Consider the following 22,451-nt stretch of genomic DNA (forward strand, 5'->3'; position numbering starts at 1 on the left):
GGCACGGCCGAAGTCCTGGCGGATCTTCCCCCAGGGCCCGTATCGGCCCCAACCGCACGACCGTCGTCGCCAAGGCTGTCCGCCCCGTGGGCCGGCCCTTCACACGGTCCCAAGTACCCTCCGGTCATGACCGGTGCCTTGGTGATCCCGGAGTACTACGAAGACGTCGAGCTGGTTGCCGGTGAGCAGCTCGCGGGCGACCCCGCATTTTGGCTCGCCCACGTTCTGCTGACCATGGGGGACCAGGGAGAGCAGCCGGACCGCTACGGCGTGGCGTCCTCGGCCTACGACGCCATGGAGGACCGCCTCGGGGACACCGAGCAGCCGTGGCCCGTCCTGCGCGTGCCCTTCGATGGCGGGCACACGGCCTACGTCGTGTACGCCAACTCCGAGGACATGAGCGACATCGAGTTCTTCGTCCGCCATCCCGCGTGGGGGCGGCTCGGATTCCTCGGGGACTGCGGCGGCGACCATGCCGGTCCCGGGCTGTCCTGGAACGAACTCACCACCCTCGCCGCGAGCACATCGGACGGCGGTGAAGGTCTCTCCGACCCCTCTCGGCGTCTGCTGCTCCTGCTTCCGATGCTCGGCGACGCCGACATGCCCGAGGAAGCGACCGACGTGGTGGCGCGGGCGCTGGTCCACTGCGGGATACGCGCCGACGCGGCCCACGAGTTGGCCGCCGCCGTGCTGCCCGATCCCGGTCAAGAGCCCCGGTGGACCGTCACCGACGACAGCCCGATCGCCGTCTGCTCGGCGCCCTACAGCGCCCGCCGTGTGCCGATCGCCCTGGGTATCACCTCCGAGCAGACCCAGGCCCTGGCCGATGCCCTCAGCGGATCCGGCCGCGGAGCTGCTGCCCTGTGAGGCCGGACATGACGAACCCGGTGGTGCGGCCCTTCGCCGGCTTCGGACCGCTCGACTTCGGTATGTCGCGGGCGGCGAGTCACGCGATTCTCGGACCGCCGGCACACCGTTATCGGAGGTCGGCGTGGGTCGGTCAACTCGCGGACGTCTACACGGAGCTCGGCCTGACCCTTGACTACGGCGACGACGGAAACCTCGAAGCGGTGGAGGCCATTTCTCCGGCTCGGCCCATCGTCGAAGCCATGGACGTGCTCGGTCGGCCGTCGAGCGCTGTGGTGGAGGGCTTGGCGGAGAAGTCCTGCGCATCGGATTGGGAACTCGGACTGCTCAGCGTTCCCCGCCTCGGCATTGCTCTCTTCACGCCTTCCGGGCAGGCTTCCAGTGGACCATTTCTGAGTATGTCCGCGTTCTGGCGAGGTGTGTCCGGCCACGAGGTTTTTGCGGGAAGCGGCCAGGAACGTCTCGCGGGTTCTCTGGAAGACCCTCTCGTGGTCGAGCCCGACCGTCTCGGGCCGGCCAGGCTCGGGATGACCGTTGACCAGTTGCGTCGGCTCCTCGGAGAAGGGATGTCGACGGTCTACTTCGGTCGACCGACGGACATCTTCTTCGGTGTGGGAATTGTTGCGCAGTACGACGCCGGAGTTGTCTGCCGGCTCGTAGCTGTTTCCCGGTCGAAGGCGACCGTCGGCGGATTGCCGACTCTTGGAGTGCCGTTCGGGGAATTCGTGACGGCTGCCGCAGGAGCGGGCCTGCAGTTCGAGGTGTCGGAAGGTGAAGTCCAGCTTCATCAAGGCCGTGTCAGGGTCTGGTCCTCCAGGCCGGAGAGTCCCGAACTTCGGGTGTCAGGTGTGTCCGTGACGGCTGGGAGCGCCGGCACCACGCCGGGCTGGGTGCGGCGCTGAATCTTGCGACGACAGCATGCGGTGCGGAACTTCTGGCGCGGGTCAGGCACTGACCTCGAAGGACGCGTACTCCTCGATGCCGAGATCGGTCAGGACGGCCCGGAGTCGTTCCGTCGCCGCTCCGGGGGCGACGCCGGCCTCGATCTCCAGGTCGAGATGGCAGCGGCCCATCCCGCTGCCCGCGCCTGTGATCTCGCCGTCGGGGCCGAACGCGGCCTCCAGTGCTTCCTCGACCTCGTCGCGGTCGATCGGCAGGCCCGTGAAGACGATTTCGATGAACATTCCGGTCTCCGCTCCGAGACGCTAGCGGCGCGTCGGTCGCAAGGCGGCTATTAGAGCGCCGAGTTGGCGCGGCCCGGTGGCGAGGATCGTTTCCGGGGCGTCGCTTTCGCGGAGGAGGATCGTTCCGGTGGGGGTGGTGGCCACGTAGACGCAGGAGGAGGCCTCCTGGCTGTACGTGGACTTCTGCCAGTTCAGTTCGGGCATCGAAGGCTCCTTCAGAGGTCGTTGGCGAGTTGGGTGATGAACTCGCGAGACTTGTCCTGGGGAAGTGCGGCTTGCTGCACGCGGTCCAGAACCAGGTGGTAGCACTCCAACTGAGCTGGAGAGTCGATGAGTTCGGCACCGTGATCGGTGTCCAGCTGGACGGTGTCGAGCTGGTGGACCGGGCCGTGGAAGTAGTCGATCCCCTGGCCGGACGTGTGGAACGCGCCGCTGGCGAAGGGGATGACGGCGATCGTGACGTGGTCGAGTCGTTGGCCTCGGAGCTCGTCACAAATGCCTACCGGTACTCCGGCGGGGCCGCCACGCTCCGGCTCCGGGCTCTCGACGGTGGCCGGCTGCGGATCAGTGTCCGGGACGCCGACCCGAACATCCCGCCCCGTTCGACAGGAGGCACGGCACACTGCGGCCCGTGCCGGCCGAGGCGGACGGCGGGCGCGGGCTCTTCCTCGTGTGCCATTACGCGGACGCCTGGGGCGGGTATCCGCTCGGTGACGAACTGTTCGGCCGGAACGGGGAGGTGCTGTGGTGCGAGGTGGGGCCGCCGCGGGAGGCGGCCCCGGCGTACGTCAGTGCGTGACCGGCAGGGCCCCGGCGAACACGTGGCCGTCGGCACGGGTCTGGACCGGGAAGTCGACCTTGAGGGCACCCTCTTGGCCCTCGATGCTCAGGTGGGTGACCGTCTTCAGGCCGAGGAAGGCCTTCTTGGCCGCGGTGGCGGTGACGTACGGACGTGCGATGTTCATCAGCAACTCGCCCGGCTTGCCGCCTCGGTTGCCGTCGAAGAACAGGATCCGCTGGTTCGTCAGGACGACGTAGACCGCACGCGGCCTGACCGTCGCCATCACCATGCCCAGGGTGAGGACGCCGACCACGATCGCGGTGAGGGCCTGCTTGCGCACCGAGACCGTGCCGATGGTGGCCAGACTGGTGAGTTCGACCTGCTCGCCCGGGAGCAGCAAGGGGGCCGTGGCCTCCAGCAGTTGTCTGTTGCGGCGGGCGTTGATGGCCATGGAAGGGCTCCTGGGATGGATCGGGGATGAGCGGGGCGGTGGGTGTGGTGGCGTCGGCTGCCGGCATGGCCGTCGGTCGGTCCCCCGCCCGTCGGCTCTCCCGCCCATCTCCCTCTCACTTGCCCGGGGATTGTTTCAAGCCACTGGAAAAGTTGAATGGTCACTTTTCGCAAGACGAACTCAAGTTCGAGTCATGGGTAGGTCAAGATCGTTCATCGGGGGGTCAAGCGGGCTTCCGCATGCGGCATTTGGGGCGACTTGTTCCCCTGAAGTCTCGGCTTCTCCGAGGTCGCGCCGCCCGGCGGGGACGGAGTCCGCGGCACCCGGCGGCGACGAACCACCCGGTGCCTCGGTCCCGACGTGCTGCCGAGTGTCAGCGCAGATAGGGGTTGGCTGCCCCCTGGCCCGGCCAGGGGGCAGGGACCGCGCCGTTCATGGCGTTCCGCGGAGTGGGTTTGTCGAACAGCGGGCCCGCCAGCAGCCACACGGCCATGGACAGGGTGGCGAGGACGACCAGGCCCAAGGCCGCCTCGCCCTTGCCCGTCGGGAGGTTCGCCAACGACAGTGACCCCACCTCGTACAGCGCGAACGAGAGGAAGGCGCCCCAGTCGGATCCTCGTCCCCGGCGGATCGCCACGTACAGGAAAGGCACCCACACCAGCAGACCGAACGACCCGACCGCCAGAACCGACCACACCAGCCGCTGGAACCAGCCGGCTTCCAAGCGCTTGTCCATCACACCCCCGAAGACCCTGTGCCCCAGAGAAGACTCCCGGGCTCCCGAGAAACCACTCGGGGGCGTCATGCTCCCATCCGAGCGGTCACGCGTGCGCGTGTTCGCCCTTCAGTGACGTCACGATCCGGTCGACCAGCTTCTTCGCCGTGGCCGCGCCGTTGTCCTTTCCGTCGGTGGACATCACCGTGACGACGTCCGTTCCGGCGCGCGCGGCGATGAGGGTCGAGCCGTTCACCCAGGCGCTGTTGGTCAGCGTGATCGTGTACGCGGCGTCGCCGAGGCCGGACGTGTCGGCGCCGGTGACCTTGACCTTGGTGTGCGTGTCCGAGTCGGTGTAGCTCGCACACGAGGCGACGACCTTCTTCAGGTCGGCCAGCACGGTCTCCGCGGTCGTGCCGCGGTAGGTGTCGACCTCCTGCGCGATGTCCTCGGACGTGTTCTTGCTGACGTAGTCGTTCTGGGCGAAGGAGACGCCCGAGTCGCCGGTGATCTCTATCCAGCCGGTGCCGCCGAGAAGCGCGCAGTCGGGCTTCGCCGCGGGGGAGGAGCTCGGCGCGGTGTACGTGGTGCCGGAGTCCCGCACGCCGCTCGGGTCCACCGCGAAACCGGCGGCGAAGAAGGAGGCGGGTGCCAGCGCCTTCTTGAGCTGCGCACCCGTCAGCAGACCGGCGTTGGGGTCCTTGGGCTTGTTCGCCGTGGCGGACGAGGACGAGGTGCCGGTCGCGGAGGAACAGGCCGTCAGGGCCAGCGGGAGCACGGCGGCGGCGAGCAGCGCCTTGGCGGCACGGGAGGGATGACGCATCGGATCTGTCCTTCGAAGGTGAGGTCGGAACGGGCCGGGTGCCCGTGGGGCAGGGCTATGGGTTGCGGGACTCTGGACACGCAGACCGGGCAGAGTCGAAGTGGTGCGGTGCGGTGCGATGTACTGCGGCGCGTATGGCGGGTGGGACGGTGTGACGGTGTGACGGGCGGAGTGTACGGCGCAGGTCAGCGAGTCTTTTCGTCAGCACCGGCCGAACCGGTGTGCTGTGGGGCGCGGGGCTGTGGGGCGGGGGGCTGTGAGGCGTGGGGCTGTGGGGTCGTGGACACCGAGCCCTTGTCGGCGCCGTCCGGGTGGCCAAGTCCGTGGCTGCCGGCGTTCGCCGAGACGACACCGATGACGACGAGGCCCACGGTGGCACTCAGTGCGGCCCTGCCCTTCATGCCCACGACTGTTCCCTTTCCCGGCGGACGCCTCGATGGCAGCCGCTCGTTCGCTGGGTCAATAAGACCAGGGCCTGTGAACCGAGTCAACACGATTCACTAAGTATCTTGCGTGCACAGTGTGAACGGGTGGATCTTTCCTACGTCGGTATGCTCGACACCACACAGGGACGAGTCGGGACGAGAGGAGCGGAGCGAGTGCAGGACAACGCGACCGAGGTGACCGCCGCCGGAATCGCACGGCTGGCCGGCGTCGGCCGCGCGGCCGTGAGCAACTGGCGCCGTCGCCACGCCGACTTCCCCAAGCCCGTCGGCGGTACGGAGACCAGCCCGTCGTTCGCGCTCGCCGAGGTCGAGACCTGGCTGCGTCACCAGGGCAAACTCGCCGAAGTACCTTTGCGGGAACGCGTGTGGCAGCAACTCGCCGGCCACCCCGAGGGCCCGGCCGCCGCACTCGCCCACGTCGGCTGCGTGCTGCTGCTCATCCATGACCGGCCGACGGTCTGGCTCGAGGTGAGCGCCGGTTCCGACGAGCGCCTTGCCGCGCTGCTGCCGGCCGCGCTGGAGCAGGTGACCGTCCCACGGTTCGGCTGGGTGCAAGCTGAACGTGGTGTTCACGCCGAGGTGGGCGCGGAGCCGCCGTCGACTGTGAATCGACCGGTTGCTGTGAACACCCAAACGGTGAACACTCCGGATGTCGCTTCAGGAGGGTCGGCAGCCCCGCACACCCCAGCCGCCCCTGCCACCCCTGCCGCCCCTGCCGCCCTCGCCGTGCCCCTCCTCACCGGCCCCCAGCTGCTCCCCTCCACCCCCCTCCTGCGCGGCGCGGCCGAGCTCGCCGCCGAACTGGGCGCCCGCCAGACCTTCGAGTTCCTGCTCGGTCGGCACCTCGACGCCAACCCGCGCCAGTTCACGACCACTCCCACCGAGCTCGCCCGCCTCATGGCCGACCTCGCCGGTCCCTCCCGCACCGTCCTCGACCCGGCCTGTGGCACCGGCGCCCTGCTGCGCGCTCTCGACGCCCGCCCCGGCCAGGAGCTCCACGCCCAGGACAGCGCCCCCGAACTCGCCGTGCTCACCGCTCTCCGGCTCGCCCTGCACGGGCGGGCCACCGTGCGAGCGGCCGCCGGCGACAGCCTGCGCGCCGACGCGTTTCCGTGGCTGCGCGCCGACGCGGTCCTGTGCCACCCCCCGTTCAACGAACGCAACTGGGGGCATGACGAACTGGCCTACGACCCCCGTTGGGAGTACGGCTTCCCGGCCCGCGCCGAGTCCGAGCTGGCCTGGGTGCAGCACGCGCTGGCCCGGCTGCGGGACGGCGGCACCGCCGTCCTGCTCATGCCGCCCGCCACCGCTTCCCGCCGTTCCGGGCGCCGTATCCGCGCCGACCTGCTGCGCCGCGGCGCGCTGCGGGCCGTCGTCGCCCTGCCGGTCGGCGCGGCACCCCCGTACAACATCCCCCTGCACCTGTGGGTGCTGCGCCGGCCCGAGAAGGCGCCCGGCCAGCCCGAGGTGCTGCTCGCCGACGCCGGGCAGTTCGCCGGCGAGGGGCGTGGCGGTCCCGACTGGCAGGCCGTCAGAGACATCGTGCTCGACGCCTGGCGGGCCCACGACCGGGACGGCACCCTCCCGGAGCGGCCCGGTCTGGCGCGTTCCGTTCCCGTCATCGAACTCCTCGACGACGACGTCGACCTCGCCCCGGCACGCCATCTCCCGCCCCCGGCGGCGGCCGACGGCGCCGAGCAACTCGCGGCCGTGCGCGAGTGCCTCGACGAGACGCTGCGCCTGACCACCGGTCTCACCCCGTCCCCCGCCATGACGGAGCGGCCCGCCCGCTGGCCGCTCACCACCGTCGGCGAACTCGCCCGCGGGAGCGCCCTGGTGATGCGTACGGGCGGAAACGGCGGTCACGCGCGTGTGCCCGTCCTCACCGACCACGACGTGCTCGCAGGCACCGGCCCCTCGGGGACGCTGCCCGAGACCGACGAGGAAGCCGTGCTGACGGAGGCGGGCGACGTGATCGTGCCGGTGCTCGGCGGCGGCTCGGTGGTCCGCGTGGTCGACGGCACGACGGTGGGCGCCGTCCTGGGGCGCAACCTCGTGCTTTTGCACCCCGATCCCGCGGCGCTCGACCCGTGGTTCCTCGCCGGGTTCCTGCGGGGCACCGCCAACAACCGCCAGGCCAGCAGTTATGCGTCCACCGCCACCCGACTCGACGTGCGCCGGCTGCAACTGCCCCGGCTCCCGCTGGACGAACAGCGGCGCTACGGCACCCGGTTCCGCGCGCTCGACGAGTTCGAGCGGGCGCTCAGGCACGCGGGTCGGCTGGGGGACCAGCTCGTACGCGGCATGTACGACGGGCTGACGGACGGGACGGTGCCCCCGGGCTGAGGCTCCGCGCGCTCCGCCCGCGCCCCCGGGAGCCGCGGGCCCGCGACCCGACGTCACCTGCGGTGTCGTACGAGGTGATCAGCATGACAACGGTTCCGTACAACCCGGGACCGGTCGTCCGTGTCGGCCTATACGCTCGAACTCCGATATCGAACCCAGGCCCGGGAGCAGTCATGTACGGCCACGACGGGGCGCCACCCACCCGCAGCGCGGGAACCGTCATCACCTTGCGCGTGCTGTTCGCCGTCGCCGGGGTCCTGTCGTGCGGTCTGCTCGCCTGTGTTCCGCTGTTCCGGGTCGCGCTCCAGCGCGGGCGGTGGTTCGACTGGACGGCGGCCTGGGTGTCGCTGCCGGTGTCCATCGGCGCGCTCGTGATCGTCGGCACGGTGCCGGAGAGCGACGTCAGAGGCGATGTCGCGCTGGCCGTGGCGCTGACCCTCGGCGCCGGCAGCGTCGCGTACTACCTGGTCAGCGACATCCGTTTCCACAACGCGGGGCAGCGGTTCACGGGCTACGCGCCGCCCCATGCACAGACCGCCCGCGAGCCGTACGGCTATCCGCAGCCCACGCCGCCCGCCCCTTCGTACCCGGGCACTCCCGTATCGCAGCCGCAGCCGCCCGTACCGCAGGCGTACCTGCCGAACACGCCGATGCCTCAGCCCTCGATGCCCCAGACTCCGTCGCGGCGGGCCACACCCGCCCGTATCGACCAGGTGCGCGCCGAGCTCGACGAGCTCAGCGACTATCTGCGCAAGCATGAGGACCAGCGGGACGGCGAACACGAGGGCGGACGGTGACCGCGGCGGCCGGACGTGTCGTCGCCGGCCGGTACGAACTGGCCACGCTCATCGGACAGGGAGGCATGGGCCAGGTCTGGACGGCCTACGACCAACGGCTCGACCGGCGCGTCGCGGTGAAGCTGCTGCGCCCCGACAAGGTCGTCGGCCAGGAGGCCGACGAACTGCGCCGCCGCTTCGCACGCGAGTGCCGGGTGACCGCCCAGGTCGACCACCCCGGCCTGGTCACCGTGCACGACGCGGGCAGCGAGGGCGAGGAGCTGTTCCTCGTCATGCAGTACGTCGACGGCGCAGACCTCTCCGATCACCTCGCCGAACACGACCCCTACCCGTGGCAGTGGGCGGTCGCGATCGCCGCGCAGCTGTGCGCCGTACTGAGCGCCGTGCACGCCGTGCCGATCGTCCACCGTGACCTCAAGCCGCGCAATGTGATGGTGAAGCAGGACGGCACGGTGACCGTCCTCGACCTCGGCGTCGCCTCCGTCATGGACACCGACACCACCCGCCTCACGCACACCGGCTCCCCCATCGGCTCGCCCGCCTACATGGCGCCCGAGCAGGCGATGGGCGGCGCGGTCGGCCCGTACACCGACCTGTACGCGCTCGGTGTGCTGATACACGAACTCCTCAGCGGCGACGTGCCGTTCACGGGCTCGACGGCGCTCGGTGTGCTGCACCGGCACCTGTACGAGCCGCCGCTGCCCGTACGCCGGCTGCGCCCCGAGATCCCGGAGGCGCTGGAGAACCTGGTCCTGCGCCTGCTCGCGAAGGACCCGCAGCACCGGCCCGCCTCCGCGCAGGAGGTGTACGAGCATCTGGCGCCGCTCCTGCCCGCGCGCGGAACCCCCACCGGGGCACCACTCGACCCCACACGCCCCTTCCTGCGCCCGCACGCCCCCTGGCCGGACCGTGCGCGCACACCCGCGCCCCGGCCCGCCCCTGTCGTGCGGGCCGCCGACAAGCCCGATGTCGCCGGCGCCGTCGACGAGGTGAAGCGCCTTCTGGGCGAGGGCCGCATCACCCAGGCCGTCGACGTCCTCGGCGCGATCCTGCCCACCGCCGCACAGCAGCACGGCGAGCACTCCCCGGTCGTACGCACCCTGCGCAAGCAGTACGCGGCCACGCTCATGGACGACGGCCAGTACCGGCGCGCGCTGCCCGAACTGCGCCGCCTCGCCGACGAACGCGCCGCCGAGGCCGGCACCGCCGACCCCCAGTCCCTGCGCTATCGCTACGAGTCCGCCCAGTGTCTGGAGCAGTTGGGCGACCCGGCGGCGGCGCTCGCCGAGTACCGCGCGCTGCTGCCGTACTACGAGAACCAGTACGCGGCCGACGACCCGGAACTCGCCTTCGACGTCCGCCGCCGCATCGGTCACCTGCTGCTGGCGCTCGGCGACCGCGCAGCCGCCCGCGACACACTGGCCCGGCTGCTGCACGAGGTGGAGCGGCTGCACGGTCCCGGACACCCGCTCGCGGCCGAGATCCGGCGGACGTTGCAATGGCTGGGGCAGGTGCGTGGCTAGATTTTGCCGTGCCCTGAGAGAATCTTGTGAGGTTCCAGGAGCTTTCTTTCCCGAACGGGAATGCGCATCCAGTTAAGTTGCGCTCTGTTTCGTGCCGTGCGCGCCTCCTTGTGCGCCGCGTGCGCCGTCATCGCACAACCGGCCGGTACCACCGGCACAATCAGGGGTGGGTTTACATGTCCGACCATCGTCAGTCGAGGAAGCGCAGGTATGTCGCGTGGGGGGTGGCCGGGGCCGCCGTCGTCGCCGGCGCCTGCGCCGGCATCGCCGCGCAGACCTCCATGGCAGCCACGACCTGGCCCGCCCAGAAGACCTTCACGGGCCGCGCCTTCGACACCTGCACAGCGCCCTCGCTGAACGCGATGAAGGCCTGGAACAACGGCTTCTACGGTGCGGCCGCCGTCTACGTCGGCGGCAAGAACCGCGGGTGCAACCAGCCCAACCTGACCGCGTCCTGGGTGAAGTCGGTCAGCGCGCTGGGCTGGAAGCTCATACCGCTGTACGTCGGCGCCCAGCCGTCCTGCCAGACCGGCAGCAGCCCCGAGAAGCTCACCGCCTCGACCGCCGCGTCCATGGGGGCGACCGACGGCGCGGACGCGGTCGCCAAGGCCGCCGCCCTCGGTATGAAGGCCGGCAGCCCGGTCTACCTGGACATGGAGTCGTACGACATCACCAACAAGGCGTGCAACGACGCCGTGCTGACGTACGTGCGCGCCTTCGACAAGGCCCTGCACGCCAAGACGTACCGCACCGGGTACTACGGCTTCACCAGCTCCAGCGCCAAGGCCATCGCGACCGCGACCGACAAGACGGATCTGCCGGGCAACCTCTGGTACGCGCTGTGGGACAAGACGAACACCACGACCACCGACTGGCCGTTCGGTGCCACCCAGTACCCCGGCCACAGCCGCGCCCACCAGTACATGGTCAACAGCAAGGAGACCCGCGGCGGTTACACGATCACCGTGGACCGCGACGCCTGGGATGCGCCGGTCGCCATCACCGGCTGACGTACGCACGGTCGTACGAGCGGACCGCGGCGTCCCGATCACCCCGTGATCCATGGCTGATCGACCCGGTGATCACCCGGTGATCGACCGGGCGTGGTCACTCTTATGGGCGGACCGTGGTCGTTCCGCGAGGCGAGGTTCGCGCGACGGTGCCTGAAGTCGTGGTGAATCGTTGGTCGAATGGCTGGCCGAGAGGCGGGCCACTGCCTACCATCGATCACCGCAAGACTTTGTGCACCGCCGCACAATCTCCTCGGGAGGCTTCCTTGCACCGCCGCCGTCGCACCGCGCTCGTCCTCTCCGCCGCGATCGTCGCCGCGGCCCCTCTGCTCACCGGCTGTGGCAGCGACGCCCATCCGGGCGCCGCGGCCGTCGTCGACGGCCGGCGGATCACCGTCGCGCAGCTCGAGGGCCGGGTGAACGAGGTGCGTTCGGCGCAGCGGGCCGCCAGCAAGGACGACGCCCAGTACGAGCAGGTCATCGCCAACAGCGGCACCCTCACCCGCGACACCCTGCACGGCATGGTCCTGGACCGGGTTCTGGACCGGGCGGCCAAGAACGCCGGTGTGACCGTCACCCGCAAGGACTCCCAGCAGATGCGGTCGGCCCTCGAACAGCAGGCGGGCGGCTCGAAGGCCCTGGAGACGGCCTGGCTGGCGAACTACGGCGTGGCGCCCAAGCGGCTCGACGACAGCCTGCGCACCGAGATCGAGGCCCGGAAACTCGCCGCCGCACTGGGTGTCGACATGAACACCACTGACGGCAAGGCCACCTTCTGGAAGGCGATGTCCACCGCCTCCAAGCAGCTTCACGTCGACCTGAACCCGCGCTACGGCGCCTGGGACGTCCAGAAGAGCAGCCGCGTCGACGCGAAGACGCCGTGGCTGCGGGACGTCTCGTCGGTGGGGACCCAGCAGCAGCCCGCGTAACCGTCCCCCGGCCGGCCGGCTCGATGGATGGCGGCTGGCCGGTCGGCTTGCGCGCCGGCCGGGGCGGGGCTGTGGACAAAGGGTCCGGCGGGACGGCTCGCCGATAGAGTGGTACGGCCGTCGGCCTGCTGCTCACCGCCCGGCCGCACAGGTGGATCGACGGCGTACCCCGGGCCCTGTGGACAACTTCGGGGGTGTCGGTGGCGTGGGTTACGTTCGAGGGGTGAACGCAACCAGTGAACCGACGGGGGCCGCTCCGGGCAGTGAGCGGACCGCTGCCGACGCGACGGCAGCCGATGTGACCGCCCTCGGCGCGACCACCGTCGGCGCGACCGCTGCCGACCCCGGCCGTATCGTCCTGCTCACCACCAGCCACCGCGTCGCTCCCGGTCTGTTGTCCTGGCCGGCCTGGCAGGCGCTGCACGGCGCCGACCAGGTGCTGTGCGCCGACCCCGCGCACCCGCAGGTGCCGTATCTGCGCGAGGCCGGCATCAGAGTCGACGAGGAGTCCCCGACCGCGCAGCAGCTGGTCGACGCCTGCGCGGGCGGACGCTCGCTGGTCGTCGTCGCCCGCGGGGAGGGCGAGCCCCGCCTCACCGACGCTCTGGCCCGGATGGCGGGCTCCGGCCGCATACGGATGCCGGACCTGGAGCTGCTCCCCGCCTCGTACGACCTGCCGGGCGCCCGCCTGCTCGACCTCGTCCAGGTGATGGACCGCATCCGCGCCGAGTGCCCCTGGTCGTCCCAGCAGACACACAAGGGCCTGGCGAAGTACGGCATCGAGGAGGCGTACGAGCTCGTCGAGGCCATCGAGGAAGGCGACCGGGACGAGCTGCGCGAGGAGCTCGGCGACGTCCTGCTCCAGGTCGTGTTCCACTCCCGGATCGCCGAGGACCACGAGGAGGCCCCCTTCTCGATCGACGACGTGGCCGGCGGCATCGTCGCCAAGCTGATCCACCGCCACCCCCATGTCTTCGGCGACGAGACGGCCACGACGCCCGAGGAGGTCAAGGCGCACTGGCTGCGGACCAAGGCCGAGGAGAAGCGGCGCACCTCCGTCACCGAGGGTGTCCCGCTCGGCCAGCCGGGCCTGGCTCTGTCGGCCAAGCTGTCGTCCCGGGTGCGTACGGCGGGACTTGAGGTCGCGTTGCCCGCGGGGGAGGGCGTGGGGTACGAGCTGCTGGCGATGGCCGTCCGCGCCGAGGCCGAGGGTGTGGACCCGGAGGCGGCGCTGCGGGCGGCGGCACGGACGTACCGGGACGCGATCCGCGGGGCGGAGGGCTTCGTGGAGACCGACGACGAGGCCGAGCGCGGGGACGACCGTGAGGACGACCGCTAAGACGGCAACGAGCACGACAGCGAGTAAGACGACAACGAGCACGACAACGGGGGAGAGGACGGGGATGTGGGTGGGGAAGGGGGAGCGGAGAGCTGATCGCGGGCGGTGTCACGCCCTCGGGGCGCGGCCTGTCGGGTTGTGCCAGGTCGCCGGGGGGCGGTCGAGCAGCCACTCCGCCGCGCCCACCGGGCGGGGGCGGCTCTCTCCGGTCGGCGGCAGCGGATCGTGGAAGACGCGGTCGGCCGGTGTGCCGAGGGAGGGGAGGGTCTCGCCGACCTCCTCGACGAGATCGGGCGGACCGGCGACATAGACGTCGTGCCGGGTCCATCCGGCCCGGTTGCCCAGCGCGGTGAGCAGCCGTTCGGTCGCCTGGGCCTTGGGACGGCCGGGCGCGGGGGTGATGAAGGTGACGGCGAGCTTGGGGAGCCCGGCCCGCAGGCGTTCGACGGCGGGCCGGTCGTAGAGGTACGCGATGTCGCGGGCGACGAGGAACAGGCGGGCCTCGTGGGCGGGGTCGAGCTGTTCCAGCAGGGCCTTCACCGGCGCCCAGCCCGTGCCGGCCGCGATGAGCGTGAGGGGCCGGTCGGCCGGCGTCCGCAGGGTGAGGCCGCCGCCGGGTGCGCCCAGCCGCAGCACGTCGCCCACGTGGGTCCGCCGGACGAGAGCGGTGGAGAGCGTGCCGTCCTCGACGCGGCTGATGTGCAGGTCGACGGTGCGGTCGGCGCGGGGCGCGTTGGCGAGGGAGTAGGGGCGCCAGACGCACGGCAGGTGGGGCACGCTGACGCTGACGTACTGACCGGGGGAGTAGGTGAGCCGTTGCCGTGGCCGCAGGGTGAGGACGACGAGGTCGTCGCCGTGCCGGGTGCGGGAGATGACCTCGGCGTCCCACCAGGGGGGCTCGCCGTGGTGCTGGGCCTCTCCGGCGCCCTGGAGCATGAGCTGGGCGATCGACCCGTACGCCTCGGCCCAGGCCTTCTCGGCCTCGGCGCTCCAGGCCGAGCCCGCGACGAACGCGAACGCCGCGATCAGACTCGCCCCCACGGCCGCGTAGTGCTCCGGCTGGGTCAGGTACTTCCGGTGGTCGCGTCCGAGATCCCGTAGATACCGGGGCAGGTCCGGGTCCTCCAGTCCGTCCATGACGAACGTGAGCGCCGCGAAGAGCCGGTCCCGCTGCCGCTCCATGTCCTGCGGGAGGTCCGCCGGAAACAGCGCGCGGAGCTCCGGGTTGTGCCGGAAGAGATGCGAGTAGAAGTACTTGACCGCGAACTCGGCCCGTCTTTCCACGACCGCGAAGCTGGATCTGAGTATTTCGGGGTCCACTGCGTGAATGTAGGGAGGTGCCGAGAGGCCGAGTCAAACAGTCGGCCATGTCCGGACAGCCTGGGGCGAAGCGGGCAGGGGCGGTCTCCGCCGCCGTCGTGCACCCCAGGTGCCGCCCGTGGTGCGGCCCGGTCGCCGGTCGGCCGGAGGGTCTCCGCCTCCTGCGGATACGGTCGAGGAGTGACCGAGCACGAAGCCTCCGCCAGCGCCGCCCCCGAACTCTTCACCTGGGAGTTCGCCACCGATCCCTACCCGGCCTATGCCTGGCTCAGGGAGCACGCTCCCGTGCACCGCACGCGGCTGCCCAGTGGTGTGGAGGCCTGGCTCGTCACGCGGTACGCCGACGCCAAGCAGACGCTCGCCGACCAGCGGCTGTCCAAGAATCCCGCGCATCACGACGAGCCCGCGCACGCGAAGGGCAGGACCGGGATCCCCGGGGAGCGCAAGGCCGAGCTGATGACGCATCTGCTGAACATCGATCCGCCGGACCACACCCGGCTGCGGCGGCTCGTCAGCAAGGCCTTCACACCCCGGCGCGTCGCCGAATTCGCTCCACGGGTGCAGGAGCTGACGGATCAGCTCATCGACGACTTCGCGGCCAGGGGCTCGGCGGACCTCATTCACGAGTTCGCCTTCCCGCTCCCCATCTACGCGATCTGCGACCTGCTCGGCGTCCCCCGCGAGGACCAGGACGACTTCCGGGACTGGGCGGGGATGATGATCCGGCACGGCGGCGGGCCGAGGGGCGGGGTCGCCCGGTCCGTCAAGAAGATGCGCGGATATCTCGCCGAGCTCATCCACCGCAAGCGCGAGGCGCTGACCGCGGAGCCCGCACCGGGCGAGGACCTCATCTCCGGGCTCATCCGCGCCTCCGACCACGGCGAACACCTCACCGAGAACGAGGCCGCCGCCATGGCCTTCATCCTGCTCTTCGCCGGGTTCGAGACCACGGTCAATCTCATCGGGAACGGGATGCACGCCCTTCTCACCCACCCCGGGCAGCGGGAGCGCCTGCAGGCCTCCCTGGCGGCTGGGGAGAGCGGGCTGCTCGAAACGGGTGTCGAGGAACTCCTGCGCTACGACGGACCCGTGGAGCTGGCCACCTGGCGGTTCGCGACCGAGGCCGTGCGGATCGGCGGACAGGACATCGCGGCCGGCGACCCCGTGCTCGTGGTCCTCGCCGCCGCGGACCGCGACCCGGAGCGGTTCGAACAGCCGGACACGCTCGATCTCGCACGACGTGACCTTCAGCACTTGGGTTACGGCCACGGCATCCACTACTGCCTGGGCGCGCCGCTCGCCCGTCTGGAGGGGCAGATCGCGCTCGGTACGCTCCTCAACCGCCTTCCCGACCTCCAACTCGCTGGAGAATCAGCCGATTTGCGTTGGCGTGGAGGGCTCATTATGCGTGGATTGCGTACGCTTCCTGTGGAGTTCACCCCGGTCAAATAGTCCTTGATCGGTTCATCGGCGACCCTTCGGAACCCCGGTCGGCGGGGTTCTTCCGCATATCGGAAAGGACGCCCTTCCGGCCACCGGAACGTGACGATCCATCAAATCTGTGATCTTCACGTGATCTGTACTGCATCGACTTGTAACCAGCGTTCGAGTGCGGCTACCTTCACCCATCAACGCGGCACCTGCGCTTCTTACTTCACAGGAGCCGCGGTACTCCCCCGTTGTCACGTGAAAGGCTTCCGCATGCTCTCCGGGAACGGCCGTCACCGTCGCCCTCGTCAGGCCCCAGCCCTCATCGTCGCCGCAGGGGTGACCGGATCGGCCATCGCCATCCCGTTGCTCGCCGCGGCGAGTGCGAGCGCGGCCGACGGAACCACCTGGGACCGGGTGGCGCAGTGCGAGAGCGGCGGCGCGTGGAGCTCCGACCAGGGCAACGGGTTCTACGGCGGGCTCCAGCTCGGCCAGGAGGACTGGGAGGCGTACGGCGGTCTCGACTACGCCCCCAGAGCCGATCAGGCCAGCCGCTCGCAGCAGATAGCCGTCGCCGAGAAGCTGCTCGACGACCGGGGGCTCGCCGCCTGGCCGACCTGTGGACCGCTCTCCGGGCTCAGCAAGGGCTCGGCCGGGGTTCAGGTCGACACGGGCGTGGCCGACGACTCGTCGAGCGCCGAGAGTGACGCCGGTTCATACGGCTCATCCGGTTTGTCTACTTCGCCCAGTTCATCCCCTTCGTCGGATCTGCTTGGTTCGATCGATTCGGGTGACTCCTCGGGCGCGACCGACGGTGCCGCGAAGCCCGACGCCTCGCCGAGCCCCAGCGCCTCGGGCGCGACCGGCAAGGGTGACGAGTCGGGCAAGTCCGGGCAGAAGGGCGCTTCTTCGAGCGCCTCCGACGCTGCGAGCACCGGCACCGGGCGGCACCGCGGCGGAGACGCCGCGGAGAGCGCGACCGGCAGCCCTGCCGACAGCGCCACCGGGCGGCATGCATCGAGCGCTCCGAGCGCCCCGAGCGTCACCGTCGACAACTCGTATGTCGCGGACGTCGGCACGAATCTCTGGAACGTTTCCGACGTCCTCGGCCTCGAAGGCGGATCGGGCGACCTGTCTGCCTCGTACGGCGCGGCGGCCGACGACGGTCCCGGCCTCATCGTCCCCGGTCGGAGCATTGCCGCCGCTGCCGAAACGGTGCAGAACTAGCGGGAGTTCGCGTCATGATTCGCTGTGGAATGTCCGGTTTGGTGCAAGTGAGACATGAGTCTCAGAAGCCCTGATCGTCTTTGAAATTCCGCCGATCGACTGCTTACGGTCGTCATCGCTCGCCACAGCGGGCCCCGACGGTCACAACGCCGAATCCTGCCAGCGGCCGTACGGGAACAGTCGTCGCGTCATGCGCCGTAGGCAGGAGCGGGGGACCCAAGGTAAGCGCCGCGTCCGGGAGTTGAGAGACACCCGGGAACGGCTTGGGGTTAAGTCGCGTGCCGGACGTCCTGGAGACAGGACCGAAGGTGCGCGGCCGGGCAACTCAACCGGCCCGAACCCGACAGCTCACCTCGCAGGCGTCGGTGAGGGGATCACTCCATGCTGTTTTCCAGCAAGGGCAAGCACCGCCGTCCGAACAAGGCCACCCGCGTCGCCACGCTCGCCGGTGTCACCGGTGTCGCCATCGCCGCTCCGCTGATGGCGGCCGGCAGCGCCTCCGCCGCCACCGCCTCCGAGTGGGACGCCGTCGCCCAGTGCGAGGCCGGCGGCAACTGGTCGATCAACACCGGCAACGGCTACTACGGCGGCCTGCAGTTCTCCGCCTCCACCTGGGCCGCGTACGGCGGCACCGCCTACGCCTCCACCGCCGACCAGGCCTCGAAGTCGCAGCAGATCACCATCGGCGAGAAGGTCCTCGCCGCCCAGGGCAAGGGCGCCTGGCCGACCTGCGGCACCGGCCTGTCGAGCGCCGCGTACAGCGGTGGCGCCTCGGCCCCGTCGACCTCCTCCGGCTCCTCCTCGTCGAGCGGCTCGCAGAGCGCCACCACCACCCGTACGACGGAGCAGCCCGCCTCCCGTTCCGCGGAGCGCCCGGCCGCCCAGAAGACCGTCACCACGCCGACCGGCAAGAAGGTCAAGAAGGGCGACGGCGAGTACAAGGTCGTCAAGGGTGACACCCTCAGCTCGATCGCTGAGAAGAAGCACGTCAAGGGCGGCTGGCAGAAGCTGTTCAAGCTGAACAAGGACATCGTCGCCGACGCCGACTTCATCTACCCGGGCCAGCAGCTGCACCTCCGCTGAGCGCGGCCGCACGCCGGCCCGACGGGGTCGCCTTCGGCGGAGGGCGACCGTGGTCCCGGCCGTGCGCAGCATCGCCCCAGCTGAACAGCAGCTCCCTCGCAGGCCGGGCCTTCGTGCCGAAGGCCTGGTGAGGCCCCCCGTCCCCACGGGCTCCCCGCTCCGGTGCTTGTTCCCCCGCATGCACCGGAGCGGGGTTTTTCATTTCTTTTTTTGTTCCGTTCAGGAACAATATGTACCCTCGGTTCTGCTCAAGGGGTGGTCGATCGGCTGGCCGATCCCCCCGGGCCGGTTAGGCTCATCCCGCAGGGCTGCCAAGCCCCGCGTATCCGCGTCACATCCCAGAAGGAGATGCTCGTGCCGTCCATCGACGTCGTCGTAGCCCGGGAAATCCTGGACTCCCGAGGCAACCCCACGGTCGAGGTCGAGGTCGGCCTCGACGACGGCAGCACGGGTCGTGCCGCCGTTCCGTCCGGCGCCTCCACCGGAGCGTTCGAGGCCATCGAGCTTCGCGACGGTGACCCCAACCGCTACCAGGGCAAGGGTGTCGAGAAGGCCGTCCTCGCCGTCATCGAGCAGATCGGCCCGGAGCTCGTCGGTTACGACGCCACCGAGCAGCGCCTGATCGACCAGGCGATGTTCGACCTGGACGCCACCGACAACAAGGGCTCGCTCGGCGCCAACGCCATCCTCGGCGTCTCGCTCGCCGTCGCGCACGCCGCTTCCGAGGCGTCCGACCTGCCGCTCTTCCGCTACCTGGGCGGCCCGAACGCGCACCTGCTGCCCGTTCCGATGATGAACATCCTGAACGGCGGGTCGCACGCCGACTCGAACGTGGACATCCAGGAGTTCATGATCGCCCCGATCGGCGCGGAGTCCTTCTCCGAGGCCCTGCGCTGGGGCACCGAGGTCTACCACACCCTCAAGTCCGTCCTGAAGTCCAAGGGCCTGTCCACCGGCCTCGGCGACGAGGGCGGCTTCGCCCCGAACCTGGACTCCAACCGTGCCGCGCTCGACCTCATCCTCGAGGCCATCAAGCAGGCCGGTTACGTTCCCGGCGAGCAGGTCGCGCTCGCGCTCGACGTCGCCGCGTCCGAGTTCTACAAGGACGGCAAGTACGAGTTCGAGGGCAAGTCCCGCTCGGCCGCCGAGATGACCGAGTACTACGAGGAGCTCGTGGCGGCCTACCCGCTCGTCTCCATCGAGGACCCGCTCTTCGAGGACGACTGGGCCGGCTGGAAGGTCCTCACCGACCGCCTCGGCGACAAGGTCCAGATCGTCGGCGACGACCTGTTCGTCACCAACCCGGAGCGCCTCGCCCGCGGCATCGAGGAGGGCACCGCCAACGCGCTGCTCGTCAAGGTCAACCAGATCGGTTCGCTGACCGAGACCCTGGACGCCGTCGAGCTGGCCCAGCGCAGCGGTTACAAGTGCATGATGTCCCACCGCTCCGGCGAGACCGAGGACGTCACCATCGCCGACCTGGCCGTCGCCACCAACTGCGGTCAGATCAAGACCGGCGCCCCGGCCCGCTCCGAGCGCGTCGCCAAGTACAACCAGCTGCTGCGCATCGAGGAGATCCTCGACGACGCCGCGGTGTACGCCGGCCGCTCGGCGTTCCCCCGCTTCAAGGACTGACCCCGCAAGGCTCAGGAAGCGTCCTCCGTACGTCCCCGTACCCGGTCCCGTACCGTGTGCGGGGACGTACGCGCGTGACGGGCCCCTACCGACGGGCCGTACTGGGGAGGCGGGACTCATGGCCGTGAAGGACCGGGACCGGTTCTCCACCTCGACCAGGCTGAAGCTGCTCGGCGAGCAGACGGCGGCCCGGGTCTACCGCTCCCAGACCAAACGGCAGGCGCGCCGCTCCCGGCTGACCGGCCGGGCCGCGCTGCTCGCCCTGGTCCTGTGCTCCCTGATCGTCGCCCTCGCGTACCCGATGCGGCAGTACGTCTCCCAGCGTGCCCAGGTCGCCGACCTGGAGCGGCAGCGGGAGCAGGCCCGGCAACGGGTCGAGCAGCTGCGCGACCTCAAGGCACGCTGGCAGGACGACGCGTACGCGAAGCAGCAGATCCGGCAGCGGCTGCACTATGTGATGCCGGGCGAGACCGGCTACGTCGTGATCGACCCGGACGCGGCGAAGCAGGCCCGCGCCGAACGGGGCACCGCAGACCGCCCCTGGTACACCAATGTCTGGGACGGCGTGGACAAGTCCGACGCCGTCGACCAGTGACGACCCATGAACTGACCAGAAAGACACGTGACTCACGGCATGGAAACGCCTCCGCCGACCACCCCGCGCACCGAGCCCACCGACGCCGACGTCGAGGCCTTCAAGCAGCAGCTCGGCCGGCCGCCGCGCGGGCTGCGCGCGATCGTGCACCGCTGCCCCTGCGGTCAGCCGGACGTCGTGGAGACGGCGCCCCGCCTCCCCGACGGGACGCCGTTCCCGACCACGTACTACCTGACGTGCCCGCGGGCCGCGTCCGCGATCGGGACGCTGGAGGCCAACGGGGTCATGAAGGAGATGACCGACCGGCTGGCCACCGACCCCGAACTGGCCGCGGCCTACCGCGCCGCCCACGAGGACTACATCGCGCGACGGGACGCCATCGAGGTGCTGGCGGGCTTCCCGAGCGCGGGCGGAATGCCGGACCGGGTGAAGTGCCTGCACGTCCTGGTCGCCCACTCGCTGGCCGCGGGGCCCGGCGTGAACCCGCTCGGCGACGAGGCCATCGCGATGCTGCCCGAGTGGTGGCGCAAGGGTGCGTGCGTGACGCTGCCCGGACCGCCCACCGGTGAGGGGTGGCAGGTGGAGACAACCGGAGAGGGCGCCGATGCCGGCCACTTCGCCTTCAAGCCCGTCGAGTCGGATGAACCCGGCGCGTCGGGTGAGTCCGCCGCGTCCGGCGAGGACGAGCGGTGACCCGCGTCGCCGCCGTCGACTGCGGTACGAACTCCATCCGGCTCCTGGTGGCCGACGCCGACCCGCGGACGGGTGAACTCGTCGACCTGGACCGGCGGATGACCATCGTGAGGCTGGGCCAGGGCGTCGACCGTACCGGCCGGCTCGCCCCCGAGGCGCTGGAGCGGACCTTCGCCGCCTGCCGCGACTACGCGGCCGCCATCAAGGAGCACGGTGCCGAGCGGCTCCGCTTCGTCGCCACCTCCGCCTCCCGGGACGCCGAGAACCGGGACGAGTTCGTGCGCGGGGTGCTGGACATCCTCGGCGTCGAGCCGGAGGTCATCACCGGGGACCAGGAGGCGGAGTTCTCCTTCACCGGCGCGACCAGGGAACTGGCCGGGCGCGACGACCTCGCCACGCCCTACCTGGTCGTGGACATCGGCGGCGGTTCGACCGAGTTCGTCGTCGGCGCCGACCACGTGCACGCGGCACGCTCCGTGGACATCGGCTGCGTACGGATGACGGAACGTCACCTCGTGCACGACGGCGTCGTGACCGACCCGCCCACCGCCGAGCAGGTCGCGGCCATGCGCGCCGACATCGAGGCAGCCCTGGACCTCGCCGAGGAGACGGTCCCGCTGCGCGAGGCGCGCACCCTGGTGGGGCTGGCCGGCTCGGTCACCACGGTCGCTGCGATCGCGCTGGGCCTCGAGGAGTACGACTCCGAGAGGATCCATCACTCGCGGGTCTCCCTCGCCCGCGTCCGCGAGATCACCCAGTGGCTGCTGCGCTCCACGCACGCCGAGCGCGCGGCGATCGGCTCGATGCACCCGGGCCGGGTGGACGTGATCGGCGCGGGCGCCCTCGTGCTGCTCTCGATCATGGAGCGGACCGGGGCGGAGGAGGTCGTGGTCAGCGAGCACGACATCCTCGACGGCATCGCCTTCAAGGTGGCGGAGGACGCCGAAGCGGGCAGGCAGGGCGACTGACACGCGCTGACGCGTCGAGAGCGGACGTGGACGGCCCCGGCACCTCTTCCCGAGGGGCGCCGGGGCCGCCGTCCTTCCGGGGTTCGCAGAAGGCCGCAGGGAGCGCCGGACACGATGCCCGGAGGTGTCGCGCGGGCGTGGTTCAGGTCTCGTTCACTACTGATCGGTAGCCTCGGCTGAGCGTGTCGGATAACGTATGAGCGCACCCGAAGGGGTCCCGGAACCCCTCCGGCGAGGCCCCGTCGAGAAAGTTCGTGAAGTTCTTCACAAGGAAAAAGACCTTGCTGGGCG

Annotated in this window: 23 protein-coding genes and 1 riboswitch; of the genes, 16 read left to right on the forward strand and 7 right to left on the reverse strand. The window is 70.5% G+C overall.

Going from position 1 to position 22,451, the window contains the following annotated elements:
- The first annotated feature begins 126 nt into the window (after positions 1-126).
- The gene (locus N4G66_RS11800) at positions 127-867 is read left to right on the forward strand and encodes a hypothetical protein (RefSeq protein ID WP_261703982.1); all 741 of its coding nucleotides are present in this window, start codon (positions 127-129) and stop codon (positions 865-867) included.
- A gap of 8 nt (positions 868-875) precedes the next feature.
- Positions 876-1,769, forward strand: a complete 894-nt coding sequence (locus N4G66_RS11805; protein ID WP_261703983.1) for a hypothetical protein — start codon at positions 876-878, stop codon at positions 1,767-1,769.
- A gap of 42 nt (positions 1,770-1,811) precedes the next feature.
- Here N4G66_RS11805 and N4G66_RS11810 read toward each other — a convergent pair whose 3' ends face one another.
- From N4G66_RS11810 to N4G66_RS11820, 3 genes are read right to left on the reverse strand one after another with little or no spacing between them, the layout of a single operon-like run.
- Positions 1,812-2,051 carry a hypothetical protein gene (locus tag N4G66_RS11810; RefSeq protein ID WP_261703984.1) on the reverse strand — a complete coding sequence of 80 codons (240 nt, stop codon included), beginning with the start codon at positions 2,049-2,051 and terminating at the stop codon, positions 1,812-1,814.
- A 21-nt stretch (positions 2,052-2,072) separates the two neighbouring features.
- Positions 2,073-2,255, reverse strand: coding sequence for a DUF397 domain-containing protein (locus tag N4G66_RS11815; protein WP_261703985.1), 183 nt, complete (start codon positions 2,253-2,255; stop codon positions 2,073-2,075).
- Positions 2,256-2,266: 11 nt separating this feature from the next.
- On the reverse strand, positions 2,267-2,674 hold the full coding sequence (locus tag N4G66_RS11820; RefSeq protein WP_261703986.1) for a Scr1 family TA system antitoxin-like transcriptional regulator: 408 nt from the start codon (positions 2,672-2,674) through the stop codon (positions 2,267-2,269).
- Between the two features lie 8 nt (positions 2,675-2,682).
- Between N4G66_RS11820 and N4G66_RS11825 the strand changes: the two genes are divergently transcribed.
- A complete protein-coding gene (locus N4G66_RS11825) occupies positions 2,683-2,850 on the forward strand; it encodes a hypothetical protein (protein WP_261703987.1) in 168 nt (55 codons plus the stop codon).
- Here the strand turns inward: N4G66_RS11825 and N4G66_RS11830 are convergent.
- The 3 genes from N4G66_RS11830 to N4G66_RS11840 all read right to left on the reverse strand — a co-directional run bounded on the left by N4G66_RS11830 (position 2,840) and on the right by N4G66_RS11840 (position 4,821).
- Complete coding sequence (locus N4G66_RS11830; protein WP_261703988.1) at positions 2,840-3,283, reverse strand: hypothetical protein; 444 nt, start codon at positions 3,281-3,283, stop codon at positions 2,840-2,842. The two genes, N4G66_RS11825 and N4G66_RS11830, sit on opposite strands and share 11 nt — an antisense overlap.
- A 373-nt stretch (positions 3,284-3,656) precedes the next feature.
- Positions 3,657-4,019 carry a hypothetical protein gene (locus N4G66_RS11835; protein ID WP_261703989.1) on the reverse strand — a complete coding sequence of 121 codons (363 nt, stop codon included), beginning with the start codon at positions 4,017-4,019 and terminating at the stop codon, positions 3,657-3,659.
- Between the two features lie 85 nt (positions 4,020-4,104).
- Entirely contained in the window at positions 4,105-4,821 is a 717-nt protein-coding gene (locus N4G66_RS11840) for a hypothetical protein (RefSeq protein WP_261703990.1), read from the reverse strand.
- A gap of 599 nt (positions 4,822-5,420) precedes the next feature.
- On the opposite strand from N4G66_RS11840, the gene N4G66_RS11845 reads away from it, so the two are divergent.
- From N4G66_RS11845 to N4G66_RS11870, 6 genes are all read left to right on the forward strand, one after another.
- A complete protein-coding gene (locus tag N4G66_RS11845) occupies positions 5,421-7,613 on the forward strand; it encodes an N-6 DNA methylase (RefSeq protein WP_261703991.1) in 2,193 nt (730 codons plus the stop codon).
- 173 nt (positions 7,614-7,786) lie between these two features.
- Positions 7,787-8,410 carry a hypothetical protein gene (locus N4G66_RS11850; RefSeq protein ID WP_261703992.1) on the forward strand — a complete coding sequence of 208 codons (624 nt, stop codon included), beginning with the start codon at positions 7,787-7,789 and terminating at the stop codon, positions 8,408-8,410.
- A 38-nt stretch (positions 8,411-8,448) separates the two neighbouring features.
- A complete protein-coding gene (locus tag N4G66_RS11855) occupies positions 8,449-9,933 on the forward strand; it encodes a protein kinase domain-containing protein (RefSeq protein WP_391858803.1) in 1,485 nt (494 codons plus the stop codon).
- A gap of 176 nt (positions 9,934-10,109) precedes the next feature.
- Positions 10,110-10,943: a glycoside hydrolase domain-containing protein gene (locus N4G66_RS11860; RefSeq protein WP_261703993.1), complete on the forward strand. Its 834-nt coding sequence runs from the start codon at positions 10,110-10,112 to the stop codon at positions 10,941-10,943.
- 266 nt (positions 10,944-11,209) lie between these two features.
- Positions 11,210-11,872 carry a SurA N-terminal domain-containing protein gene (locus N4G66_RS11865; RefSeq protein ID WP_261703994.1) on the forward strand — a complete coding sequence of 221 codons (663 nt, stop codon included), beginning with the start codon at positions 11,210-11,212 and terminating at the stop codon, positions 11,870-11,872.
- Between the two features lie 298 nt (positions 11,873-12,170).
- Positions 12,171-13,211 (forward strand): nucleoside triphosphate pyrophosphohydrolase, encoded by a 1,041-nt coding sequence (locus N4G66_RS11870; RefSeq protein WP_261704073.1) that lies wholly within the window; start codon positions 12,171-12,173, stop codon positions 13,209-13,211.
- A gap of 108 nt (positions 13,212-13,319) precedes the next feature.
- Here N4G66_RS11870 and N4G66_RS11875 read toward each other — a convergent pair whose 3' ends face one another.
- Positions 13,320-14,531, reverse strand: coding sequence for a globin domain-containing protein (locus tag N4G66_RS11875; RefSeq protein ID WP_261703995.1), 1,212 nt, complete (start codon positions 14,529-14,531; stop codon positions 13,320-13,322).
- A 180-nt stretch (positions 14,532-14,711) separates the two neighbouring features.
- On the opposite strand from N4G66_RS11875, the gene N4G66_RS11880 reads away from it, so the two are divergent.
- From N4G66_RS11880 to N4G66_RS11910, 7 genes are all read left to right on the forward strand, one after another.
- Positions 14,712-15,983 (forward strand): cytochrome P450 family protein, encoded by a 1,272-nt coding sequence (locus N4G66_RS11880; RefSeq protein WP_261703996.1) that lies wholly within the window; start codon positions 14,712-14,714, stop codon positions 15,981-15,983.
- A 315-nt stretch (positions 15,984-16,298) separates the two neighbouring features.
- The gene (locus N4G66_RS11885; RefSeq protein ID WP_315903637.1) at positions 16,299-17,186 is read left to right on the forward strand and encodes a transglycosylase family protein; all 888 of its coding nucleotides are present in this window, start codon (positions 16,299-16,301) and stop codon (positions 17,184-17,186) included.
- A gap of 183 nt (positions 17,187-17,369) precedes the next feature.
- A riboswitch (cyclic di-AMP (ydaO/yuaA leader) is annotated at positions 17,370-17,563 on the forward strand.
- A gap of 4 nt (positions 17,564-17,567) precedes the next feature.
- Positions 17,568-18,269: a LysM peptidoglycan-binding domain-containing protein gene (locus N4G66_RS11890; protein WP_261703998.1), complete on the forward strand. Its 702-nt coding sequence runs from the start codon at positions 17,568-17,570 to the stop codon at positions 18,267-18,269.
- A gap of 348 nt (positions 18,270-18,617) precedes the next feature.
- Positions 18,618-19,904, forward strand: coding sequence for a phosphopyruvate hydratase (gene eno, locus N4G66_RS11895; protein ID WP_261703999.1), 1,287 nt, complete (start codon positions 18,618-18,620; stop codon positions 19,902-19,904).
- A 118-nt stretch (positions 19,905-20,022) separates the two neighbouring features.
- Positions 20,023-20,499, forward strand: a complete 477-nt coding sequence (locus N4G66_RS11900) for an FtsB family cell division protein (protein ID WP_261704000.1) — start codon at positions 20,023-20,025, stop codon at positions 20,497-20,499.
- A 39-nt stretch (positions 20,500-20,538) separates the two neighbouring features.
- The gene (locus tag N4G66_RS11905; RefSeq protein WP_261704001.1) at positions 20,539-21,192 is read left to right on the forward strand and encodes a DUF501 domain-containing protein; all 654 of its coding nucleotides are present in this window, start codon (positions 20,539-20,541) and stop codon (positions 21,190-21,192) included.
- Positions 21,189-22,160, forward strand: coding sequence for a Ppx/GppA phosphatase family protein (locus N4G66_RS11910; protein ID WP_261704002.1), 972 nt, complete (start codon positions 21,189-21,191; stop codon positions 22,158-22,160). Before N4G66_RS11905 ends, N4G66_RS11910 begins: the two co-directional genes overlap by 4 nt.
- Positions 22,161-22,451: the final 291 nt, after the last annotated feature.

The organism is Streptomyces rhizosphaerihabitans (assembly GCF_025399795.1).
GTDB lineage: Bacteria > Actinomycetota > Actinomycetes > Streptomycetales > Streptomycetaceae > Streptomyces > Streptomyces rhizosphaerihabitans.